The organism is Azospirillum sp. ST 5-10, from assembly GCF_051225715.1.
GTDB lineage: Bacteria > Pseudomonadota > Alphaproteobacteria > Azospirillales > Azospirillaceae > Azospirillum.
In genome coordinates, this window is the sequence record NZ_JBPJSP010000031.1 from 51,697 (window position 1) to 73,533 (window position 21,837).

The 21,837-nt window shown below is 70.4% G+C and carries 16 protein-coding genes and 3 pseudogenes; 7 read left to right on the plus strand and 12 right to left on the minus strand.

Annotated features, from left to right (window positions below):
• Positions 1-29 precede the first annotated feature (29 nt).
• A complete protein-coding gene (gene groL, locus ACSBPG_RS25955; protein ID WP_435540139.1) occupies positions 30-1,667 on the minus strand; it encodes a chaperonin GroEL in 1,638 nt (545 codons plus the stop codon).
• A gap of 36 nt (positions 1,668-1,703) precedes the next feature.
• On the minus strand, positions 1,704-2,705 hold the full coding sequence (locus ACSBPG_RS25960; RefSeq protein WP_435540140.1) for a dienelactone hydrolase family protein: 1,002 nt from the start codon (positions 2,703-2,705) through the stop codon (positions 1,704-1,706).
• Between the two features lie 142 nt (positions 2,706-2,847).
• Here ACSBPG_RS25960 and ACSBPG_RS25965 point away from each other — a divergent pair, with 142 nt between their 5' ends.
• The 3 genes from ACSBPG_RS25965 to ACSBPG_RS25975 all read left to right on the plus strand — a co-directional run bounded on the left by ACSBPG_RS25965 (position 2,848) and on the right by ACSBPG_RS25975 (position 4,984).
• Positions 2,848-3,318 carry a DUF2267 domain-containing protein gene (locus ACSBPG_RS25965; RefSeq protein ID WP_435540141.1) on the plus strand — a complete coding sequence of 157 codons (471 nt, stop codon included), beginning with the start codon at positions 2,848-2,850 and terminating at the stop codon, positions 3,316-3,318.
• A 37-nt stretch (positions 3,319-3,355) separates the two neighbouring features.
• Positions 3,356-4,141 (plus strand): S1C family serine protease, encoded by a 786-nt coding sequence (locus ACSBPG_RS25970; protein ID WP_435540142.1) that lies wholly within the window; start codon positions 3,356-3,358, stop codon positions 4,139-4,141.
• A 66-nt stretch (positions 4,142-4,207) separates the two neighbouring features.
• Positions 4,208-4,984 carry a universal stress protein gene (locus ACSBPG_RS25975; RefSeq protein ID WP_435540143.1) on the plus strand — a complete coding sequence of 259 codons (777 nt, stop codon included), beginning with the start codon at positions 4,208-4,210 and terminating at the stop codon, positions 4,982-4,984.
• Here ACSBPG_RS25975 and ACSBPG_RS25980 read toward each other — a convergent pair.
• The 7 genes and pseudogenes from ACSBPG_RS25980 to ACSBPG_RS26010 form a co-directional block, all read right to left on the minus strand.
• Positions 4,932-5,390, minus strand: coding sequence for a hypothetical protein (locus tag ACSBPG_RS25980; RefSeq protein ID WP_435540144.1), 459 nt, complete (start codon positions 5,388-5,390; stop codon positions 4,932-4,934). The two genes, ACSBPG_RS25975 and ACSBPG_RS25980, sit on opposite strands and share 53 nt — an antisense overlap.
• The gene (locus ACSBPG_RS25985) at positions 5,359-5,556 is read right to left on the minus strand and encodes a hypothetical protein (protein WP_435540145.1); all 198 of its coding nucleotides are present in this window, start codon (positions 5,554-5,556) and stop codon (positions 5,359-5,361) included. The genes ACSBPG_RS25980 and ACSBPG_RS25985 overlap by 32 nt, the downstream gene beginning before the upstream one ends.
• Positions 5,557-5,995: 439 nt before the next feature.
• Positions 5,996-7,522 (minus strand): PepSY-associated TM helix domain-containing protein, encoded by a 1,527-nt coding sequence (locus ACSBPG_RS25990; RefSeq protein WP_435540146.1) that lies wholly within the window; start codon positions 7,520-7,522, stop codon positions 5,996-5,998.
• Between the two features lie 9 nt (positions 7,523-7,531).
• Positions 7,532-7,759: a hypothetical protein gene (locus ACSBPG_RS25995; RefSeq protein WP_435540147.1), complete on the minus strand. Its 228-nt coding sequence runs from the start codon at positions 7,757-7,759 to the stop codon at positions 7,532-7,534.
• Entirely contained in the window at positions 7,759-7,965 is a 207-nt protein-coding gene (locus tag ACSBPG_RS26000) for a hypothetical protein (protein WP_435540148.1), read from the minus strand. The genes ACSBPG_RS25995 and ACSBPG_RS26000 overlap by 1 nt, the downstream gene beginning before the upstream one ends.
• Positions 7,955-10,231: a TonB-dependent receptor gene (locus ACSBPG_RS26005; protein ID WP_435540149.1), complete on the minus strand. Its 2,277-nt coding sequence runs from the start codon at positions 10,229-10,231 to the stop codon at positions 7,955-7,957. Before ACSBPG_RS26005 ends, ACSBPG_RS26000 begins: the two co-directional genes overlap by 11 nt.
• A 245-nt stretch (positions 10,232-10,476) precedes the next feature.
• Positions 10,477-10,527: pseudogene (locus ACSBPG_RS26010) on the minus strand (hypothetical protein); the annotation flags it as partial.
• 365 nt (positions 10,528-10,892) lie between these two features.
• Here ACSBPG_RS26010 and ACSBPG_RS26015 point away from each other — a divergent pair.
• Entirely contained in the window at positions 10,893-11,600 is a 708-nt protein-coding gene (locus tag ACSBPG_RS26015; protein WP_435540150.1) for an IS1/IS1595 family N-terminal zinc-binding domain-containing protein, read from the plus strand.
• Here ACSBPG_RS26015 and ACSBPG_RS26020 read toward each other — a convergent pair.
• Positions 11,515-11,864: pseudogene (locus ACSBPG_RS26020) on the minus strand (integrase core domain-containing protein); the annotation flags it as partial. The gene ACSBPG_RS26015 and the pseudogene ACSBPG_RS26020 overlap by 86 nt on opposite strands.
• A gap of 105 nt (positions 11,865-11,969) precedes the next feature.
• Between ACSBPG_RS26020 and istA the strand changes: the two are divergent.
• The 3 genes and pseudogenes from istA to ACSBPG_RS26035 form a co-directional block, all read left to right on the plus strand.
• Positions 11,970-13,460: pseudogene (istA, locus tag ACSBPG_RS26025) on the plus strand (IS21 family transposase); the annotation flags it as partial.
• A gap of 8 nt (positions 13,461-13,468) precedes the next feature.
• The gene (istB, locus tag ACSBPG_RS26030) at positions 13,469-14,197 is read left to right on the plus strand and encodes an IS21-like element helper ATPase IstB (protein ID WP_435540151.1); all 729 of its coding nucleotides are present in this window, start codon (positions 13,469-13,471) and stop codon (positions 14,195-14,197) included.
• Between the two features lie 109 nt (positions 14,198-14,306).
• Positions 14,307-14,822: a tyrosine-type recombinase/integrase gene (locus ACSBPG_RS26035; RefSeq protein ID WP_435540152.1), complete on the plus strand. Its 516-nt coding sequence runs from the start codon at positions 14,307-14,309 to the stop codon at positions 14,820-14,822.
• A 500-nt stretch (positions 14,823-15,322) separates the two neighbouring features.
• Here ACSBPG_RS26035 and ACSBPG_RS26040 read toward each other — a convergent pair whose 3' ends face one another.
• Together ACSBPG_RS26040 and ACSBPG_RS26045 are read right to left on the minus strand one after the other, a co-directional pair.
• Entirely contained in the window at positions 15,323-16,447 is a 1,125-nt protein-coding gene (locus ACSBPG_RS26040; protein ID WP_435540153.1) for a hypothetical protein, read from the minus strand.
• Positions 16,448-16,497: 50 nt separating this feature from the next.
• Positions 16,498-21,837 (minus strand): DEAD/DEAH box helicase, encoded by a 5,340-nt coding sequence (locus ACSBPG_RS26045; RefSeq protein WP_435540154.1) that lies wholly within the window; start codon positions 21,835-21,837, stop codon positions 16,498-16,500.

Sequence of the window (21,837 nt, forward strand, 5' to 3'; positions counted from 1 at the left end):
GGTGCCGACGCGGCGGCGGCATGCGCCCGTCAGCCGTCGGCCCGGCCGGCGCTCTCGTCGGCGTCGTCCGGCGCTGCCGTGCCGTCCGCCGGCCGCTCCGCCACCATGACCTCGGTGGTGATCAGCATGCCGGCCACCGAGGCGGCGTCCTGCAGGGCGATCCGCACCACCTTGGTGGGATCGACGATGCCCATGGCGAACATGTCGCCGTAGGCGTCGTTCTGCGCGTCGTAGCCCCAGGCGGGATCGCCGCGGTCGAGCAGCCTGCCCACCACCACCGATCCGTCGACCCCTGCGTTGGCGGCGATCTGGCGCACCGGCGCCTGCAGGGCGCGCCGCACGATGTCGATGCCGACCCGCTGCTCGCGGTTGGCCGGCCGCAGCGCCGCCAGGGCCGGGGCGGCATAGAGGAGGGCGACGCCGCCGCCGGGCAGGATGCCTTCCTCGACCGCCGCGCGGGTGGCGTGCACGGCGTCCTCGACCCGGTCCTTGCGCTCCTTGACCTCGACCTCGGTGGCGCCGCCGACACGGACCACCGCCACGCCGCCGCCCAGCTTGGCCAGCCGCTCCTGCAGCGTCTCCCGGTCGTGGTCGGAGGTCGCCTCGGCGATCTGCTGGCGGATCTGCGCGCAGCGCGCCTGGATCGCCTCGGGGCTGCCGCCGCCGTCGATGATGGTCGTGCTGTCCTTGTCGACGCGGACGCGCCGGGCACGGCCCAGCGCGTCCAGGGTGACGGTCTCCAGCGTGGTTCCCAGCTCCTGCGCCACCAGCTGGCCGCCGGTGACGGTGGCGATGTCCTGCAGCATGGCCTTGCGGCGGTCGCCGAAGCCCGGCGCCTTCACCGCCACCACCTTGAGGCCGCCGCGCAGCCTGTTGACGACGAGGGTGGCCAGCGCCTCGCCCTCGACCTCCTCGGCGACCACCAGCAGCGGCCGGTCGGCCTGCACCACGGCTTCGAGCAGCGGCAGCAGGGCCTGGAGCGCGCCGAGCCGCTGCTCGTGGACGAGGATGTAGGCGTCCTCCAGCTCGGCCACCATCGTCTGGGCGTCGGTGACGAAGTAGGGGGAGACGTAGCCGCGGTCGAACCGCAGCCCCTCGACCACGTCCAGTTCGGTGGCCAGCCCGCGCGCCTCCTCGACGGTGATGACGCCCTCGTGGCCCACCCGGGCCATGGCCCGGGCGAGGATGTCGCCGATCTCCCCCTCGCCGTTGGCCGAGATGGTCGCGACCTGGGCGATCTCCGCGGCGGTGGTCAGGGTGCGCGCCCGGGCCTTCAGGTCGGCGGCCACCGCCGCGGCGGCCATGTCGATGCCGCGCTTCAGGTCCATCGGGTTCATGCCGGCGGCCACCGCCTTCTCCCCTTCGCGCAGCATGGCCTGGGCGAGGATGGTCGCGGTGGTGGTGCCGTCGCCGGCCTCGGCGCTGGTCCTCGTCGCCACCTCGCGCACCATCTGCGCGCCCATGTTCTCGAACCGGTCGGCCAGGTCGATCTCCCTGGCGACGCTGACGCCGTCCTTGGTGGTGCGGGGCGCGCCGAACGGCCGTTCGACCAGCACGTTGCGACCCCTCGGGCCGAGCGTCACCTTCACCGCGTCGGCCAGGATGTCGATGCCGCGCAGCATCCGCGCGCGGGCGGAGGCGGAGAAACGCACGTCCTTGGCAACCATGGCTCAATTCCTTCGTCGGGGGCGCGGGTCGCCGGCTCACCGGGGCCGGGCGGCGGGGGGCGCGAGATGGCGACGGTACCAGGCGACGGCGAGCGCGGTGACGGCGTCGAGGGCGCCCGGCTCCTCGAACAGGTGCGTGGCTCCGGGGACGACGCGCAGCTCGTGGGGGCAGCGCAGCCGCCGGGCGGCGTCCTCGTTGAGGTCGAGGACGACCTCGTCGGCGCCGCCGACGATCAGCAGCGTCGGCGCGGTCACCAGCGGCAGGGCGTCGCCGGCGAGGTCCGGCCGGCCGCCGCGCGACACGATGGCGGTGATGTCGGGGCCGGCCATGGTCGACGCCACCAGGGCCGCGGCGGCGCCGGTGCTCGCCCCGAAATAGCCGAGCGGGCGGCCGGCGCCGTCGCGCTGGGCCAGCCACGCCGTGATCAGCGCCAGCCGCTCGGCCAGGAGGTCGACGTCGAAGACGGTGGCGCGGCTCTCCTCCTCGTCACGGCTGAGGAGGTCGAACAGCAGCGTCCCGAAACCGGCGGCGTTGAGGCCGGCGGCGACGACGCGGTTGCGCGGGCTGAAGCGGCTCGACCCGCTGCCGTGGGCGAACAGCACGATGCCGGCGGCGTCCGTCGGCACGCTCAGCGTCCCCTCCATGCCGAGCGGCAGGGCGATCAGTCCCGCGGTTTCGCGGTCCCCTCTGGACGGGTGCATGGCATCTCCTCCCGGTCCTGCGGCCCGGTCCTGTGGCGGCGTCGCGGGGCGGCGGGCACGGCGCCCGGGCCGGGCGACGGGCGGCTCCAGCGGCATGCCCTGGACGATCCAGCGGCGCAGCCGATCCGCCGCCCCGGCGGATACCCCGGTGTTCCACATCAGCAGCGCCCACAGCGCCTCCCAGCGGACCCCCACCGTTCCGGACAGCCGGCGGCATTGCTCCTCGAGGGGCTCGCCGCCGCCACCGTCCAGCCGTCTGCGGATGCGCGCCGTCCAATCGCCGCGGAGCTGGCCCCGCTCGTCGAAGGGATCGGGTCTCGGCCTCCGACCGGGCATGGCTGGGTGCCTCCGTTGCGTTGCCGCCCTGCCGTCAGGATCGGGGAACGCCGGCGCGGCGGCACTAACCCAGGTTAAGCCGGGCCGGCGCGCCCGCCCGGCTTAACCTGGGTCAACGCCGCGCCGCCGGACGACGCCTACGATGGCCGTCGAAGTCCAAGCCCAGGAGGAGGCGATCATGAGCGCCAACGGCCTTCCCGTCTTCGACGAGACCGTCCAGCTGACCAACGGCTGGCTGAAGGACCTGATGCGGCGGCTCGACCGCGACGACCGCCGCTTCGCCTATCTGGCGCTGCGCGCCGTGCTGCACGCGCTGCGCGACCGGCTGGAGCCGGAGCTGGCGGTGCATGTCGCGGCGGAACTGCCGATGCTGGTGCGCGGCTTCTACTACGAGGGATGGCAACCGGCCCGCACGCCGCTGCGCTTCCACCATCTCGACGAGTTCTACGACCACGTCATGGCGGAACTGCGCGGCTACCCCGAGGCCGATCCCGAGGCGGTGACCGGCGCGGTGTTCGACCTGCTGGCGGGCCACCTGTCCGAGGGCGAGATCCGCAAGGTCGTCCAGGCGTTGCCCCGCGAGATCCGCGAGATGTGGCGGGTGTCCGCCTGAGCCGGGCGCGGCGGCGAACGCGGCGGGGGAGGGGAGCATGGCGTGGCGGCCGACGTTCCTCGGGCTGCTGGCGGCGGGGTGGCTGGGTGCGTGCGCCGGCGGACCGGCGCCCGGCGGCGACATGCCGACCCTGGCCCCCATGGTTGCCCGGGTGCGGCCGGCGATGGTCGACATCGTCGTGCGCGGCCACCTGCCGGACGAGGACGCGGAGCTGCTCCGCGATCCCCGCATCCGTCGTCTGCTCGGCCTGCCCGACGAGCCGGACCCCGACGAGTTCGCCGTCCGGGTGGCCGGGGCCGGCGTCGTCTTCGACGCCGCGCGCGGCCTCGTCCTGACGTCGCGCCACGTGGTCGAGGGCGCCGAGGCGATCACCGTCGTCCTCGACGGCGGCGCGCCGGTGGCCGGCCGGGTGCTGGGCGCCGATGCGGCCGCCGACGTCGCGGTGATCGGCGTGCCGGCCGGCGGCCTGACGGCCGCGGCGATCGGGACGTCGGACTCCCTGCGCGCCGGCGACTACGTCGTCGCCTTCGGCAACCCCTTCGGGCTCGGCACGACGGTCACGCTGGGCGTGGTCGGCGGGATCGGCGGCGGCGAGGACGAGGACGGGGACGGCGGGACGGGCCCTCTCATCCGCACCGACGCGGCGACGGCGCCCGGCAGTTCCGGCGGCGCGCTGGTCAATCTGCGGGGCGAGGTGGTCGGCATCAACCGCGCCGTCGTCCGGGCCCGCGGGTTCGGCACGACCATGGGGCTCGCCATGCCCATCGAGGCGGCGCTGCGGGCCGCCGTCCGGGCGCTCGACGCGCCGCCGCCCGCGCGCTGAAGCCGGCGCCAAATCAGGGGCCAAACCAGGGGCCAAACCAGGGGCCAAGCCAGGGGAGGTGCGATCATGACCATCACCTCGATTCTCGTCCTGGTCGGCGACGACCTCGCGGCGTCACCGGCGCTGGCCGCCGCCGTCGCGGTGGCGCGGCCGTCGGCCGCCCGCCTGATCGGCCTCTACGTCCCGCCCGAGCCGGCCCCGTCGGGGGCGGCGCGGCGCACCGCCGACGAGCGCGAGGCGGCGTTCGTCGCCCATTGCAGCGGCGAGGCCGTCGCCTGCGACTGGATCAGCGGGCGGGGGCCGGCGGCGGAGCGGCTGGCCCGCCACAGCGCCTACGCCGATCTCGTCGCCGTCGCCACCGGCGATCCCGCGGCGGCGGCGGGCGTGCTGTCGCGCCCGGAGCTGTCGTCCCTGGTGCTGGCGGCCGGCGCCCCGGTGCTGGCGGTGCCGGAGGGCTGGGGGCGGCCGTTCGGCCTGGATACGGTGGTGGTCGCCTGGAACGGCCGGAAGGAGGCCGCCGGGGCGCTGCGCGACGCGCTGCCGCTGCTCGTCCACGCCGGCCGGGTCATCGTCCTGGAGGTGCGGCCGCCCGGCCAGCACGAGGCGCCCGACCGTCACGTTCTCGACCATCTCGGCCGGCACGGGGTGCGCGCCGAGGCGCTGATCAACTTCGCCGCGACCGCCGAGGCGCCGGCCGCCATCCTCGCCCAGGTGCGCGCGCATCGCGCCGACCTGCTGGTGATGGGCGCCTACGGGCATGCCCGGCTGCGCGAGATGGTGCTGGGCGGCGTCACCGAGCACGTCGTCGCCAACGCCGGCGGACCGGTGCTGCTGTCGCGCTGAGCGGCCGGCGGCGCGGGCGGCACGACGTCGGCGGGGCTGTCGCGGACGGCGCCGGGAAGGCGTGGTGGGCGTCCTCGCGGGTGTCGGGGAACAGGCCGTCGCTGCCGGCGAGCCGCGCGTCAGCCGGGTGACGCCGCCATCGCCGCGCACGGAAGACCGGCATCAGCTCGACGACGGCGACGCCGAGGTCCCGCAGGTCGGGGATCTTGTCGATCAGGCCGGCGAAGGTGCCGCGCCGCTCCGCCGCCACGCCGGAGTTGGCGCGCCGGGTGACGCCGCGGACGTGCAACTCGCAGACGACGGTGTCGTGGCCGTGGCGTGGCCGGCGGTCGCCGTTCCAGTCGAAACCGCCGGCGCCGCGGTGGCGGGCCGCGTCACCGCGCGTTTTCGGTGCAGCGGACCGCACAATGGGCGGGGATGACCAGTGGGCCGCAGACCAGCAGCGTGTTGCCGTCCGGCGCCGTCGCCACCCGTTCCACCGTGTAGATCCGGCTGGTGTCCACCCGGTACCGGAACGGCCGGACGGAGACCTCGACGTGATGGACGCGGTCGCCGTTTCTGAAGGTGGCCATGTCCTGATCCCGAAGAGCTACGGTCATGTGTCGCCCTTTTCGCGGTGAAGCGCCGCCGGCGCGCCCGCCCGCGGACGAGGCGGCTGGCGGCCGTTCCGCAGGAAGGAACGTCGGCGGCAGGGGGCCGGGCTTTCCTCCGCCCGGACGCCGCCCGCACGCCCCGTCGCCGGCCGGGCGCCAGCGCGGGGTGACGGAACGCTCGCGCACCGGAACGGAACGCTTGCGAACCGTAGCGCGCCGACGGGGGGCCGGCCTTGATCTGAGTCAACGAGCGTGGCCGTGGCCGTTGAACCGCTGCCGGGACCGGGCCGCCCTGCGCGGCATGCTCGCCGCCGTGTCATCCGCCTCGCTCATCCTGTGCCCTCCGCAGCCTCCCCCAAGGACGGCGCGAACGCCGACGAAACCCGCAGGATGCCGCCCAAGGACATCGCGCCGCGGTTCATGCCGCTTCACCCTGGGGAACGGTCCCGCTCCGCCGGGCGCGTCCGGCGGCGACGGCGACGAGCCAGCCCGCCATCAGAAGGGCTGTCGCGTCGACCACCATCACCGAGGCCACCCCCAGCCAGGGTGCGCCGGGATGGATGGCCAGGCGCAGCAGCGGCAGCCCGGCGTAGGCGGCGGCCAGGGCCAGCAACAGCCCGCGCTCGACCGCCGGCCGGATGCCGTCCAGCCAGGGCAGCAGGTAGAACAGGACGGCCACCGCCGACAGGGCGAACGCCACCCCGCCATGGGTCGTCCCGCTCAGCAGGTTGTCCGCCAGCAGCAACAGCGGCAGCAGCAGGTAAAGCGCGTTGTTGGCCTGAAACAGCCGGCGGGAGACGGGGAGCCGGTCCGCCCCCCGCCGCTCCTCCTTCTCCGCGCGCAGCCACAGGAGCTTCATGCCGGAATCGACGATCCACAGGCAGAGCACGCCGAGGAGGCAATAGACCAGCACGGTCCCGGTGCCGCCGAACCGGGCGTAGTGGAGAGGCCGCAGCGCGCTCTCCACCACGCCGCCCCAGCCGCCGTCACGGGAGTCGCGCACGGTGCCGATCGTGCCGTCGGCAAGGTCGCACTCGGCCCGCAGGCTGCCGGCCCCCTCTCCGGCCCAGGTCAGCCGGCCGCGGGGAACGCCCTCGACCGTCAGCCGGTCGTCGTGCCGCTGCAGTCGGCCGATGCGGCTGTCGGGGAACCGCTGGGCGAAGCGGTCGACGCACAGGGCCAAGCCGCCCGGCACGGTGGCGGTGACGCTCCGGCCGATGGCGCCGTCCTCGCCGTCCTCGCCATCCTCGCCGAGCAGGGTCCGGGCCGCCTCGGCACTGCCACCCGCCTGCAGCAGCGCGTCCAGAGGCTGGCTCGCCACCTTGAGCCCGAGGATGCCGCCACTCGCCCCCATCAGGAACAGATAAGGAATCAGCCAAAAGCCGAAGCGCTTGTGGGCGTCGCTGAGGTCGATCAGGCGGGACCGCCGGCGCCAGCTCCATGCCTCGACGATCACCTTGCCGTGGATGAACAGGCCGGTGCCGACGAGCAGGACGATCAGGATGCCGGCGAGCCCCATGAGGAAGCGGCCGAAGGGCTTCGGCAGCAGCAGGTCGGTGTGGATGCGGCGGAACAGGGAATCCGTCAGCACGCTGTTCCACGGCGCCATGACGTCGGTCGCCGGGTTCACCATCAGGTTGGTCAGCGGTCGCCCGTCTCCGAAGCGGCCGGAGAAAATGTAGAAGTCGCGCAGCGGCGTCGGCGCCATCATGGTCCATTCGGTGCCGAGGGCGTGGCGGGCCGCCACCGCGCCCAGCGCCTCCACCACCGTGGGCGGTGGCCGTCCGGCGGCCTCCGCCAAGCCCGGCATCGTCCAGGGGCGGACAAAGTCGGCGTAGAAGGCCAACAGCCCCGTCCACAGCGACCACGAGATCAGCAGGCAGAACACCAGGCTGAGCAGCCGGTGGATCGAGAGCAGGCGGGCGGAGGTCGACTGACTCGGCATGGCCTTGTCTCACCGGCTGTTGCGCGGACGGTCCGGCAGCGGGCCGGCGACCCAGAGCGTGACGAACCACAGGCACGTCCAGGCCACCGGGCCGGCCACCATCACGATGTGGACACGCGCGACGCCGGCCACCCCGGCCAGCGCGCACAGGCCGGAGACGACGGCCAGCGACAGCGGCAGCCCGAGCAGCAGGTTGCCAAGGGAGATCAGGAACACCCGCCAGCCCTGCCGCCGCATCACCGCCTCCCGGTCCCCAGGGGTTCGCGGAGATGGGCGGTCAGCGCGCTGCCGCTCAACCCCGTCTCCATCACCGCCAGCAACAGGCCGGCCTCCGTCCCGAGGCCAGCGACTGCCAGGGCGAGCAGCACGGCCTGGAGCGCCCAGAAGGCGCCCCACAGCCGCAGGCGGTCGCGCCGCCCCAGCGGGTGGCGCCTAGAACTCAACGCTGACGCCGCCGTAGACGGTCCGCGGTGCCCCGACCGACACCCGGTAGGTTCCGCCCGACGCGATCAGATACTCCTCGTCGGTCACGTTCTTGACGCCGAAGTCCAGGCGGATCTGCCGGTCGCCCACGGGGACGTAGTACCAGGCGCCGACGTCGAGCAGCGTGTAGCTGCCCAGCTCGAAGGAGTGCTGGGCGTCGCCGTAGCGGTCGCCGACCAGGGTCACGCCGAGGCCGAGGCCGAGGCCGACGAGTGGGCTCGACGGGTCCTTGAACTCGTAGCTGGTCCACAGGCTGGCGTTGTGGGTGGGCACGTTGGTCGGGCGGTTGCCGTCGATGGCGGCGTCGGCGCTGTCGATCTCGGCATCGACGTAACCGACGGCGGCGCGGATGTTCCAGCCCTCCACCGGGTTGGCGACCACCGACAGTTCGGCCCCGCGGGACCGCTGCCCGCCGGTGAGCACCGGCTCGCCGTTGACCGATTCGACCACGTTGCTCTGCTTGATGTCGAACACGGCCGCCGTCAGGAACAGACGGTCGTCCATCAGATTGATCTTGGTGCCGACCTCGTATTGCCGCCCCTCCTCGGCCGGGAACACCTCGGTGTCGCCGTTGTAGAAATTGTGCGGCTGGAAGGTGTCGGCGTAGTTGGCGAAGAAGGAGACGTTTTCGAACGCCTTCCACATCACGCCCGCCGACTTGGTCAGGTTGCGGTCGACGGGATAGCTGCCGGCCGTGGTGCCGGAGCCCAGCAGGTTCTCCACGCGCGCGCTGCCCTTGGTGAATTCGTAGCGGGCGCCCAGCGTCAACGTCAGGGTCGGCAGCAGCGTGAGTTCCGTCTGGACGAAGGGCCCGAAATCGGTCTGCTCGACCCGCCGCGCCGTCATCCCCGTCGGCTCGTCGCTGGTGTCGACCAGCCGCCAGCTCTGCGGGTCCGACACGGTGCCGCCCACCTGGTTCGCGCCGACGTAGTTGATCCAGCTTTCGGTCTGCCGCCGGTATTCGAACCCCGTGGCGACCTTGACCGGCAGCGGCGCGTCGAACTCCCCCCTGGCCTGGAGGCGGCCGAAGAAGGTTTTCAGGTCGCGGTCGTCGTTGCCCTCGACCCGGCGGACCAGCAGCCCGTTCGACTGGATGCCGCGCACCTCCGTGTGGATCTCGTCGGTGCGCTCGTTGTTGAAGAACAGCTTGCCCTCCAACGCCCAGCCGTCGGAGCTCAGCGGGACGGAAACGTCGAGCTCGCCCTGGTGATAGGTCGAGTCGCGATTCGTGAAGCTGGCGTCGTACCGGGTGGAGGGGTCGACGTCGACGACGCTGCGCTGGCCGCCGGCGGTCGGATAGGTGATGAGGCCGCGGTCGACCGGCCGCTTGTCGTGGCTGTACTCGTACCCCAGGGTCGCGCTGGCCCCGCTCTCGCCGACCCAGCTCAGGCTCGGGGCAAGGAACTGCCGCTGGACCAGCGTGTCGTCACGGAAGGTCTCGCTCGACTCGGCGCTCCCCACGATGCGGTAGGCGAAGCTCTCCGACAGCGGACCGGTGCTGTCGAACATCGTCTGCCGTTCGCCGTGGGAATCGACGTTGGCCTCCAGGCGGTTGCGCGCGGTCCAGCTCGGCTTCTTGGTGGTGATGTTGACCAGCCCGCCCGGCGTCATCTGGCCGATGTCGGCGACCGGCCCCTTGATGACCTGGATGCTCTCCACCGTGCTGGGGTCGATACGGCTGTTGGTCTTCAGACGCACGCCGTTGCGGTAGATGTCGTCGCGGCGGCGGAAACCGCGGATGATGTAATCCTCGCGCGTGCCGCCATAGCCGTCGTTGTTCACGACGTTGGGGAAGTAGCGGTAGACCTCCTCCATCTCGCGGGCGTGCTGGTCCTGCAGCAACTGCTCCGGCGCCACATCGATGGTGCGGGGAATCTCGGTGATGTCGCGGTTGAGCCGGCCGGCCACGTCGGTCTCGCGGCTGTCGTAGCGGGACTGCGGCGTACCGCCGACCCGCAGCACGTCGAGGACCAGCGGCTCCTGCCCGGCGGCCGGGACGGCGCCCTCGGCGTCACCGGGCGGCGTGTCCGCACCCGGCGCGGCGGCTTGGGCGCGGTCGGTCGTCCCGGCCGGGGTGTCGGCCGTCTGGGCCGTGGCGTCGGCGGCTAGCGCCGCCGGCACGGCAAGTGCGGCCCAGAATAGCACGGCGTGGGACACGCCGTGCTTCAGGCCGCCCCACATCGACGCGATCGCGGGCGCATCGGCGCCCCCCTTCTCATTCATCATCGTCCCACCGCCCCCCTCGCGGCACACGGCACCGTTGCGAAAGTTTTCTTGCAAATGATAGTTATTCGCGCATATTGGACCGGAACAGCCCCGTCGATTGGCGATCCACAGGGGCCGCCGTGCCGGCAGGCCTTCAGCGACCCAGGTCGAGCGCCTTGCGCAGGCTCAAGGGCCGCATGTCGGTCGACACGCGCTCGATGTGGGCCGAGCGCTCGTCCTTAGTGTCCCTCCGTTCCCTCGCCGCGTCACCCCGCGGGAATCGGCTTATCGACCGGCCAGATCGAGTATGGCTCCTCGTCGGTGACAACGACCCGAAGGTGCTGATCGGAGTCGTCCCAGCCATTTCACGCCTCCAACGCGTGTTTCCCGCCCGAAGGGCATATGCAGCAGTTGGCACGCAACATACTCAAGCCCGCACAAATCACAATATTGAAAATGACTCGCATTCGCGATACCGGCTGTGCGGCGCAGCTGAGAATCAGTCGCGTTTTTGATGTGGGCTCGCCGTCCGCGCCATCGGCCCGGGCCGGCTGGTCCAGGTGACTCCGGCGGCCGGCGGCGCACCGGCACCTCCTGGGCGAGGGTTCCGGCAGCGTTCGCCTCGGCGTGCTGGTGACGGCGGGGCTGTCGTAGAGGGTCACCGTCCTGCACGAGGTGACTGATGCGCTGCCCACACTGCTCTTCGAGCGCGACCGACGAACGCTCGGGCCGGACCGCGCACGGCGATCGGCGGTTCCGCTGCCGGGGATGCGGGCGGCGGTTCAACGAGCGCACGGGCACGGCGCTGAACCAGTTGCAATTGCCCATGGACGTCGTCTTCCTGATCGTCCTCTGGCGCCTGCGCCGGAAGCTCAGCCTGCGCGATCCCGCCGAGATCCTGCTGCTGCGCGGGCTGGTCTTCTCCCACGAGGCGGTGCGGGAGTGGGAGGCCAAGCTCGCCCCCTTGCTCACCGCCCCCTTGCTCCCCGCCACCCTGCGCCAGCGTCGTCGCGGCAAGATCGGCCGCCCGGAGACGGTCACCTCCGACAAACACGCCGGCTACCGGCCGGCCCTGGAGAAGGTCTTCGGGGACGGCGTCGAGCACCGCACATCGAAGTACAAAAACAGCCATTTGGAGCAGGACCACCGCGGGGTCGAGGTCACGTCCGTCAAGGTGGTGGAGTTCTTGGGTGATGTCTGCTTCGTCATGATGGCCCCATCCTCTCAGGAAATGGGGCCTCCGAGAAACCCGGCGCGGTTCAAGGTGAACCGCGCCGGGTTTGTTGGAGGCGATTTTGCTTGGGTCACGCCGCCATGGCGACGCCCTCGGCTTGAGCATGGTAGCGCGCCTCGGCTTCGGCGGGAGGAATGTTGCCGATGGGCTCGATGAGGCGCCGGTGGTTGAACCAGTCCACCCATTCCTAGGGTGGCGAACTCGACGGCTTCCAGGGTGCGCCACGGTCCGCGGCGCCGGATCACCTCGGTCTTCTAGAGGCCGTTGATCGTCTCGGCCAAGGCGTTGTAGCTGCGCTGGCCCTTCGGGCTCGTAGCTGTCGCCGACGCTGCCCACGGAGGGGTCGACGCCGGCGTCGGTGAGACGCTCGGTGGACTTGATGGCAACGTATTGAGTGGATTCAAGCGGTCTGTGAATGAGCATGGAATAAGGACCCCGTTTTCGGGGTGATCGGCGCCCAATCGGGACCCCGGGGACGGCGGGTCCACATTGGCTTCCATGGGGGACATGGGAGCCAGCCTCGGGATGCTGATCGTGGAGACAATCGCGAAGATCCGCCGGGCCTACTTCGTCCAGCGGAAGTCCATCAAGGCGATCTGCCGCGAGCTGGGGCTGTCGCGCAAGGTCGTGCGCAAGGTGCTGCGCTCCGACGCCACCGAGTTTCGCTACACCCGCACCACGCAGCCGCAGCCCAAGATCGGCCCCTGGCGCGATCACCTCGACGCCCTGCTGCAGGCCAACGAGGCCAAGCCGCCGCGCGAGCGTCTGACACTGATCCGCGTCTTCGAGGAGCTGCGCGCCGCCGGCTACAGCGGCGGCTACGACGCGGTGCGCCGCTACGCCAGGACCTGGCGCCAGGACAACAGCGCGGCGCTCGCGCAGGCCTACGTGCCGCTGAGCTTCGCCCCCGGCGAGGCCTACCAGTTCGACTGGAGCCACGAGAGCGTGCTGCTGGGCGGCGTGCCGGTCACCGTCAAGGTCGCCCACGTCCGGCTCTGCCACAGCCGCATGCTGTTCGTGCGCGCCTACCCGCGCGAGAGCCAGGAGATGGTCTTCGACGCCCACGACCGTGCCTTCGCCTTCTTCAAGGGCGCGTGCACGCGCGGCATCTACGACAACATGAAGACTGCCGTCGATGCGATCTTCGTCGGCAAGGAACGCGCCTACAACCGCCGCTTCCTGCAGATGTGCGGCCATTACCTGGTCGAGCCGGTCGCCTGCACGCCGGCGTCCGGCTGGGAGAAGGGGCAGGTCGAGAACCAGGTCGGGCTGGTGCGCGAACGCTTCTTCACGCCGCGGCTGCGGATGAAGAGCTACGACGAGCTGAACGCCTGGCTGATGGACCGCTGCGTCGCCTACGCCAAGGCGCACCGCCATCCCGAGCGGCGCGAGCAGACCGTCTGGGAGGTCTTCGAGGCGGAGCGGCCGAGCCTGGTTCCCTATGCCGGCCGCTTCGACGGCTTCCATGCGGTTCCGGCCTCGGTGTCCAAGACCTGCCTGGTGCGCTTCGACACCAACCGCTACTCCGTCGCGGCGAGCGCCGTCGGCCGTCCCGTCGAGATCCGCGCCTACGCCGACCGCATCGAGGTGCGCCAGGGCGGACGGATCGTCGGCGAGCATCCGCGCTGCTTCGGGCGTGAGCAGACGGTCTACGATCCCTGGCACTACGTGCCGGTGCTGGCGCGCAAGCCCGGCGCGCTGCGCAACGGCGCCCCCTTCAAGGACTGGGTGCTGCCGGCCAGCCTGGAGCGGGTCCGCCGCAAGCTCGCCGCCGCTCCCGACGGCGACCGGCAGATGGTGGAGATCCTCACCGCCGTGCTGAGCGATGGCCTCCCCGCCGTGGAGGCGGCCTGCGCCGAGGCGCTGCACCACGGCGTCCACTCCGCCGGCGTGGTGCTCAACATCCTGGCCCGCCAGCGCGAGCCGGCGGCGCCGATCACCATCCTGACGCCCGAGGCGCTGCGGCTCCAGCACGAGCCGCAGGCCGACTGCGCGCGCTACGACAGCCTGAGAAGAGGTGTGTGATGGAACGCTGCGAGATCCTGGCCGCCATGGGCGAGCTGAAGCTCTACGGCATGAAGGCGGCCTACGACGAACTGATCGCCACCGCGGTGAAGCGCCAGCACGAGCCGCAGCGCGTCGTGGGCGACCTGCTGACGGCGGAGATCACCGAGAAGCAGGCGCGCTCGATCCGCTACCAGATCACCATCGCCAAGCTGCCGCTGGCCAAGGACCTCGAGGACTTCGTGTTCGACGGCACGCCGATCAACCCGGCGCTGGTGCACGAGCTGGCCGGCGGCGGGTTCCTGGCCCACCAGCGCAACGTCGTGCTGATCGGCGGCACGGGAACCGGCAAGAGCCACCTCGCCATCGCGCTCGCCCGCGCCTGCATCCGCGGCGGGGCACGCGGGCGCTTCTTCAACGTCGTCGACCTGGTGAACAAGCTGGAGGCGGAGACCCGGGGCGGCCGGCAGGGTCGCCTGGCCGATCACCTGAGCCGGATGGACTTCATCATCCTGGACGAGTTGGGCTACCTGCCGTTCGCCCAGTCCGGCGGCCAGCTGCTGTTCCACCTGATCAGCCGGCTCTACGAGCAGACGTCGGTGATCGTGACCACCAACCTGGCCTTCGGCGAGTGGCCCAGCGTGTTCGGCGACGCCAAGATGACGACGGCGCTGTTCGACCGACTGACCCACCACTGCGAGATCCTGGAGACCGGCAACGAGAGCTGGCGTTTCAAGAACCGCGCCTGAACAGCGTCTCCTCCCCTGCCGCGGGGCGCCCAGGTGGGCCCACAGGCACCTCCCGCGCGCGCCGCTCCGTTGCTGTAGGGAGAGCACTCCGCGCGCGCGGGGCCCTCCTGTGGACGACCTGGACGACCCGCTCACGCACTCAGGGGGTCCCTTTTCGGAGCCGATCCAGGGCCCATTCCGATGCCGGTTGACACATCTCCGTTGGTCAGAAGTCGACCTGGCACAGCGCTGCCTGCGGCTGGAAGACAGCAAGACCGGCAAAAGCCTGCGCCCGCTTGGCTGCGGCGCCATCGACGTGCTGAAGCAACAGCCGCTTGTCGACACCTCGCCGTACGTCTTCCCCGGGGCGAGGGGCGAAGGTCCATACCAAGGGACCAAGCGCGAGATCCGCCGCATCCTGGCCACTGCCAGCATCGTCAACGCTGGGCGTCATGCTCTCCGGCACACGTTCGCGTCGATCGCGTCGGAGCGCGGTTATTCGGACGCCACGATTGCCGGTCTTCTGGGGCACAAGGGGCGCGGCGTAACCTCGCGGTATGTTCATCGGCCGGACTCCGCTTTGTTATCAGCGGCAGAAGACGTCTGCACGACCATCGCTGAAGCCATTGCAGTGGCAAGTGCTTGACAGTAACTGTTGCATCATTGATGGATGGGGTGGATTTTTTGTGTTAATTCAGATGGCTACGGCGGAGCGTGTGCATGATTGGACATGTGCATTCCGCTTTTTCTTTCGCTTCCGTTCGTACGCTGGAGGCGCCTTGGTTCCGTGAGCGATGCGTTGTCTCGCGCCAGCCGCCGCCGGTCTATCCCTGGCCCGCCTTGAGCCCAACCGCCCCTGGGCCGTGCTGCGGCCGCCGGTAGCGCTGGTCCAGCGCCTCGCGGTATTGGCGGTTCAGGTAGCCGATGAGGTCGCCGAGTGAACCGCGGACTGAAGGTTGCATACCACACGACGTGCGAATTCTGATCAGCCAAATTAAACTTTGCAGAGCCCAGCGTTCGATTCCGTTGACACTGCTCTGCGCGACATGCTCGCCGTCGCCAAACCAACTGCACCGGTGGACGGCCTCGCCGCGCCCACTCGCCGTTCCTGGCGCGAGGCCTGACGGAACCGACAACCGAAGGGGCTCATGACCCACTGATCGGGCCTCGATCGACAGGCGTCAAATCGATGATGTTGATTCCGCTGCCATCCGTCCGCAATCCCGCTTGCGGCGCCCGAACCTCCTTGAGCCGTTTGCGGGCCGGCGCGGGATCGTCGTCGATCAGAGCTTCCACGAGTTCGCGTTCAACCCCGATGAACAATGGCTTCAGATCCAGCCTGCGCAGTACATCCTGGTCGACGAGGGACAGGTCCTTGTCCCTCAACGGCCCGGCTTTCGTGACGAAACCTCCGAGCAGGTCTCCCTGCAGGTCGGGAATACCGAAGGTATCGAGCCCGCGAACATCGGATTGGTCCAGAGTATGGCGGGCTGCCTGCCGGGAACTCTCCAAGGCAAGGGAAGACGCGGCAACCAGCACATCGGCAAGCGGTTCGTACCCGAGCGGCCTGATCAGGCTTGCCACGTGGCGCCGTGCCAGTCCGATGCACGCCGCAGCGATGATGTCCGGATCATCGATGTCTCCGTCGTCCGTCGGGTCCCTTACAGCCATGATGGGATCGGCCTTGCCGCCGACAGCCGAGGCCCAACGTGTAGCGACCGCGATCCGCTTCACAGGAAGGCGGCCGCCCTGGGACTGAATTTCAACGCGGTGAACCTGATTCCACGCACGATCCAATGCCTCGTAAGGCCCCCTGCCGTCATGGCATCCCTTGGCCTCGGCGATCGTGATATCGGCAAGACCGGCGCTGCATGCAATCCAGTCCGGCAGGTCGCCTGTCTGCGTCCGTTCAATGGTCACCTGCCGACGTCCATCGAGTGTGATATCGCGGCGGCCGAGATGCGTGAAGATCGACAGGTGAAAGTACCGTTCCAGATAGGCGCGGGCTACGAACCGCCCGAACAGACCCGACATGGCCACCTTCACTTCGCGTGCCTGACCCAGAGGCTCACGGAACACGAAGGGAGTCATGGGGCCGGTCGGCTCGAGAAGTGCGTCGAGCAACGACCACGTGGACATGGTGGCGCCCGGTGTTTGGAGTATCTCCTTGATGCCAGCCATCTCGATATCCGCCACGTCCAGCTCGACGGTCACGGCCTTTACCGGATCCTGGGCGGCGGGTTCGAACGAGTATGAGAACGTGCGGTTCACTGCGGGCCTTCTTCCTGAGCCTTTGCGGTTGTCGAGGGATGCGGGGAGGATCACGCAGCCGGGTGCTCCTCCCCAAGACGCCTGAGCGCTTCGACCAGCGTCCCGCCGCGCTGAAGGTCCCTGGCCGTCAATTCCTCGACGATGTAGCGGATGGAGCCGTTGCGGAGGCGATCGCGGATGAAGCGATCGCGGCGCAAGTTCTCCCCCGTGTGAAAGGACGCGCCGTCCACGTAGATCGCAACCCGCGTGCCGGTAATCACGAAGTCGGCGACCGTGATGCAGGGTCCACCCGGGTCGGCGCTGAGCCTCACCTGTTTGTCCACAGCCAAGCCATGCTTGCGGAACAGCGCCAGGAAGCGCAGTTCCAACGGCGACCCGACCCCTTCGGCGTAGGCATCCAGCCAGGGCCGGGGATCGTCGGTGTCGGCCGCGGCCAAGGGAACCGGGGTCGGCGCGGCGGCGGCCAGGGCGGCGACATCGGCTTCGATGCGCGGCCAGTGCAGGTGCTCGTGGAACCGTTGGTTTTGGTAGGACTTCAGGCAGCGGTAGCAGGCCGACTGGCAGTTGGGGTGGTCGAGATGGTCCAGCGCCCGGGCGGCGACCAGATGCATCTCCCGCGCCGCCCGCTCGAGAAATCCCGTCCCGCCGACCGCGGCGTCGATGAAGGTGATCGCCCCGAGACGGCGAGCGCCGCCATCGGTCCGCTCCGTCCAATGGTGCTCGAGTTCGGCGTCGATCTCGGCACCGTCCAGCATGTAGAGGTGACGAAGGCCGGCGCGCAGGGCCGCCGCCAGGGAATGGCCCCATTGCTTGTAGTCGGCGTCGTTCACCTCGTCCGGCAGGTCGACGAGCAGACGGAGCGTGGTCGCTGCCGAACGGGCGACCAGGGCCAGCGGCTGTGGCCGCTGGTTGGCCCGCTCGCAGCCCTGGGCATGCCCGTACAGATCCCGTCCCTCGGCTTGGGCGGGGCGCCGCCGGCCTCTGGCAGGACGCGCCTCGCCTTCGGGGATGGTCAGGATGCGCCCGCAACTCGGGCAGACATGGTAGCCGCGGGCATCGTCGAGCAGCAGGGGAACCGCGAGTTCCCGGTCGCGGTCGGTCGGCCCGCGTCCCTCGTTGACCCAGTGCACATCCTCCCCGCGCCTGACTTCCAGGCGCCAGCCGCTTCCGACGCCATAGCGGGCGACGACACGGCCGTTGCGTTGCGGATGGCAGGTGACCAGGGCGGCGCTGGCGAACCGGTCCTCCTCCTCCAGCACGGGGCTGTCGTCACGCTTAGCGATGAAGCCGCCGAACTCGTATCCGCGGACACCGTCGGCGGGGCAACTGCGGTTGCCGGATCGGCACCGCGGACAGAGCGGCTCCTGCGCGTCGTAGCGAAGGCCGCAGTCCCCGCAGCGGAAGTAGATCCAGCTCGGCTCGGTCCCCTTCGGATTCCATGGTGACGACAGGTCCAACCCGTCCACCCGCCAGCGGTGGCCGCGGGCGTGGACCGGGGCCTCCGGCTGGTACTGAGAGATGCCGAAGCGGCGTTCCACGGCGATCGGCTCGGCCTCGTCGTCGTCGCGGAGCAGGCGCAGCGTGCAGGGCGCGTTGGGAAACTCATAGCCGGGCAGGATGCCGAATTCGGCGAAGCGCCGCATCGGATTGCCGGCACTGCGGTCGTCGGCCTCCTCTCCGGCACGGCGGTCATCGTCGGGGATGCCGAGGATGCGGTTGATCAGCCGTGCTGCATGCATGGCCCGGCGATCCTGGTTCAGGTTCTCGTACCAGCGGCTCGTCGCCTCGCGCAGGCGCTTGATCTGAAGGCTCGTGCGCTGCAGAAGCTCGCCGATCCGCTCCGGCAGGGTCCGGTATTCCGCGACGATGTCCTCCACCGACCGGTAGCCGGCCTCTTCGAGCACCAATGGGCCGAACCCCTCCCAAGCAATGGTGGCCGCTTGGTGCCGACGCGCCTCCAGGGCGGCGAGCAGCTCGTCGACCGCCTCTCGCCGCAGTTCCCCCATGTTGTCGAGATAGCGGAACATGCGGCCGGCCAGTGGCGGATCGGCAAGGCCGAACAGGATGGCGTTCAGATGCCGGCGCAGGACGTCGCGGTTGGCGAGGCCGATCCCTGGGCTCGGCACCTCGCCGGCGATCATCTCCCGCGGCTTGTCGAAGAAATAGGCATCGTGCGGGGTGCTGCGGGCATACCCCACCACGACCCCGACCCGCGTCCGGCGACCGGCGCGCCCGCCGCGCTGGGCGTAGTTGTCGGGGCGGGGCGGCACATTGCGAAGCACCACCGCGTCGAGACCGCCGACATCGATGCCCATCTCCAGGGTCGGAGAGCAGGCCAGCACGTTAACCGGTGAAACATTCGGACCCGACTTGAACTTCTGCTCCAGATCGATGCGGCCGTCGCTCGTGACCTGGGCCGTGTGCTCGCCCGCGATCAGGGGACGGAAGCTGTGGTTGCGGATGCGGCGGACGTACCGGTTTTCACCGAGTTCCTCGTCCGGGATCCGCTCCAGGGTTCCGCGGCAGGCGGGGCACGGCAGGCCGGTTTCGGCGAATGGCATGCGCACGTTGCACACGTTGCAGCGGAACCGGTTCGTCGGATCCAGCCGCTCCAGCAGGATGGCCTCCTCGTTCACCTGGAGCAGCGTCCGGACGGCGCGGAATCCGTACAGCGGCACGGCGGTGATGAAGCCGGGACCGTCCTTCAGGAACTCGATGAGTTCGAGCAAGTGGTGCTGCTGCACGCCGCTTTCATCATCCCCTGGACGCCGCTGCACGCCGGCCAAACGCGCGACCAGATGCTTCAGTCGCCGTTCTAGGCTGGGGCCGCGACCGCCGGTGCGCTCGCGACGCCAGAAATTGTTGCCGCGAATACCGGCCGGCAGCTCCGCCAGATCGATATTCGCGACCGGATTGCCTTGCTCGTCGCAGGCGTAGCCGTTCGGCGCTTTGATCCGGCGTTCCCAGTCGGCGGGCTCGCGGAAGTCGTCCGGGCAGGTTGGACTTGCCGGGTGGTAGCGAAGCATGGGGCGCGAGAGCGCACCGCGCCGCCGCATCTCGTCCAGAACCGCTTGACAGACATGAAGGAGCTGGCGGTCGTCGATGCCCAGCGCCACTGCGATTGGGCGGCCATTCCGCGCGACGTGGCGATCGAGCTTGTCGTAGCGCACGCCGACCAGGCCAAGGTTGAAGATGGTGGCCCGGTAACCGGCGCCCAACGCGAGGTCGTCGAGGAGCGGAGCCTCCTCCCACGCGCGGGCCCGTTCCTGGACCGGCCGTGGCAGCAGGTCGGCGTCGTCACGATTGCCCATGTGGGGATTGTCGCGGTGCCTCACACCCTCCACCATCAGGCCGCGCACCGCCTCGTTGATGGACAGGGGCCTTTCGGCAAGCAGGTCGACAAGTCGGCGGCGCATCCGGTCGTAGCGGCCGGCATAGGTGATGAAGCGCGCCTGATGGGCGGCGTCCTGGCGGCTGTCGGCGAAGACGAGCAGCCGTTCCTTGCCGTCATGGCCGGGCCGTCCGGCATTCTCCTGCGCCAGCTTCTCGACGAGGCTTTCGCTCAGCACGCGCACGGCCGCGGAGGTGCCGAGCGACACCGGGGTCACCACGTCGCGCGGACCCGCGGAGCCGCCGCAGACCAGACAGGTGTTTCGTGCCGGCGCAAGCGCCACCCGCATCGGATAGGTGGCAGGGTCGTCCGAATAGCTGCAGGTCGTGGGTTCGAAGGATCCGCTGCGGACCGTTTCCCCGCGCATCTGTCGCGTGCCGGCGACCAGCGCGTCGTTGTCGTCCAGAAGATCGTCGTAACGGGCGAGGTCGTAGAGGATCCATTCCTGCCAGCGGGTCCGCTCGTTGTAGGGCGCAAGCCCCGCCTGCGGATCGGTGGTGTCGGCCAGGCGGGGCCGGAAGCGCAGCGTGTCGGCGCCGCAGTTGCGGCACACCAGCAGCGGGGCCGCCGGACTGCCGCAGCTCGCGCATTCCTCCTCACCCATCGGATGCAGCCGCCCGCAGGCGGGATCGACGCAGCGGTGGAAGCGCCACCCCCCTCGGATGAAGCGGTGGGTGCGCAGGCGCAACGCGCCATGCACCTCGTCGGGCAGGGCCGCGCCCACGGCGAGCGCCGACTCGACCTCGCGGCGGACGGCGTCGGGCTGCGCGCCGTGGCGCTCGGGCACATCGGCGATGATGCGCTCGGCGATCTCCTCCACCGACATGGGCTTGCGCGCGAGCATGTCGCCCAGCATCCACAGGATTCCGGCGCGTGCGGCCAGTCCGGCGAGGTCCACGGCCGGATCGTCGCCGCCTGCGTGGGCGGCCAATGCCAACCGCAGTTGGGCCGGGTCGTGGGGATCCTGCATGGTGATGGCAGCCGGCTCGGCGGGCCAGCGCGTGCCGTTGGGCAGATGCAGGTCCTGCAACTCTTCGCCCAGCACGCGGATGCCGTCCGGCGGCAGACCGGTGAGCGAGGACAGGAACTGCTGCACCGCCTCGTCACGCAGGCGCCGGACCTCATCCGGCCGGCGGCCAGCCTCATCAACGCTCTTGATGGTGGCCGAGGTGGCGACGGTCACCGGCTCCGGGAAGCGCCGGCTGTCCGTGCGGTCCCCCGTCCGCCACTCCTGGCGTGCGCGGCGGAGGTGTTCGTGGAGGCGCCGCAGCAGCAGCGCGATGTTGGCGCCCAGGCTGCCGCGGTAGGTGTGCACCTCGTCCAGCACCACGAAGTGGCAGCGGTGGTCGGCGAACAGATCCTCCCGGTCGGCGGCGCGGACCAGCAGGTATTCGAGCATCATGTAGTTGGTCAGCAGGATGTGCGGCGGGTTGCGCCGCATCGCCTCGCGCTCGTCCTGTTTGGTGGAGCGGTCGTAGCGCCTGACCTTCACGTGGGTATGGCCGGATCGCGCGAGATAGTCGTTGATCCGCTCCTCCTGGTCGTTGGCCAGGGCGTTCATGGGATAGACCAGGATCGCGGTGATGCCGGGGCGGCCCTGGAACCGGCTCGAATCCTCGATGGCGTTCTGGATGACCGGCAGCAGGAAGCATTCGGTCTTGCCGGAGCCGGTACCGGTGGTGACCGCCAGCGGGCCGGCGGACGGCCCCAGCAGGTGCTCGATGGCCTCGCTCTGGTGCAAATAGGCGTGGGGGGATTGGCTGCGCTCCTCCATCACGCGGGCGAGGCGGGCGTCGAGCCCCAGGTCGCGCCAGGGGCGGCCTTCCTTGAACGGGCGGTGGGCCTGGAAGAAGGGATACTGCGCCAGGAACAGCGGCCGGTCCAGCTCCGACTGCAGGGCCGCCCGGAGCCGCTCGTCCCGCGCCCGGAATTCGGTGCTGACGTGGTTGCGGTACTCGGCGATGACGTGGTTGACAACGGCGATGGGATGGAGCGTCAT

Excerpts from the sequence above, each read along its gene's own strand:
- groL (WP_435540139.1), bottom strand. The coding sequence starts at position 1,667 with ATGGTTGCCAAGGACGTGCGTTTCTCCGCCTCCGCCCGCGCGCGGATG.
- ACSBPG_RS25960 (WP_435540140.1), bottom strand. The coding sequence starts at position 2,705 with ATGCCCGGTCGGAGGCCGAGACCCGATCCCTTCGACGAGCGGGGCCAG.
- ACSBPG_RS25965 (WP_435540141.1), top strand. The coding sequence starts at position 2,848 with ATGGCCGTCGAAGTCCAAGCCCAGGAGGAGGCGATCATGAGCGCCAAC.
- ACSBPG_RS25970 (WP_435540142.1), top strand. The coding sequence starts at position 3,356 with ATGGCGTGGCGGCCGACGTTCCTCGGGCTGCTGGCGGCGGGGTGGCTG.
- ACSBPG_RS25975 (WP_435540143.1), top strand. The coding sequence starts at position 4,208 with ATGACCATCACCTCGATTCTCGTCCTGGTCGGCGACGACCTCGCGGCG.
- ACSBPG_RS25985 (WP_435540145.1), bottom strand. The coding sequence starts at position 5,556 with ATGGCCACCTTCAGAAACGGCGACCGCGTCCATCACGTCGAGGTCTCC.
- ACSBPG_RS25990 (WP_435540146.1), bottom strand. The coding sequence starts at position 7,522 with ATGCCGAGTCAGTCGACCTCCGCCCGCCTGCTCTCGATCCACCGGCTG.
- ACSBPG_RS25995 (WP_435540147.1), bottom strand. The coding sequence starts at position 7,759 with ATGCGGCGGCAGGGCTGGCGGGTGTTCCTGATCTCCCTTGGCAACCTG.
- ACSBPG_RS26005 (WP_435540149.1), bottom strand. The coding sequence starts at position 10,231 with ATGATGAATGAGAAGGGGGGCGCCGATGCGCCCGCGATCGCGTCGATG.
- ACSBPG_RS26015 (WP_435540150.1), top strand. The coding sequence starts at position 10,893 with ATGCGCTGCCCACACTGCTCTTCGAGCGCGACCGACGAACGCTCGGGC.
- istB (WP_435540151.1), top strand. The coding sequence starts at position 13,469 with ATGGAACGCTGCGAGATCCTGGCCGCCATGGGCGAGCTGAAGCTCTAC.
- ACSBPG_RS26045 (WP_435540154.1), bottom strand. The coding sequence starts at position 21,837 with ATGACGCTCCATCCCATCGCCGTTGTCAACCACGTCATCGCCGAGTAC.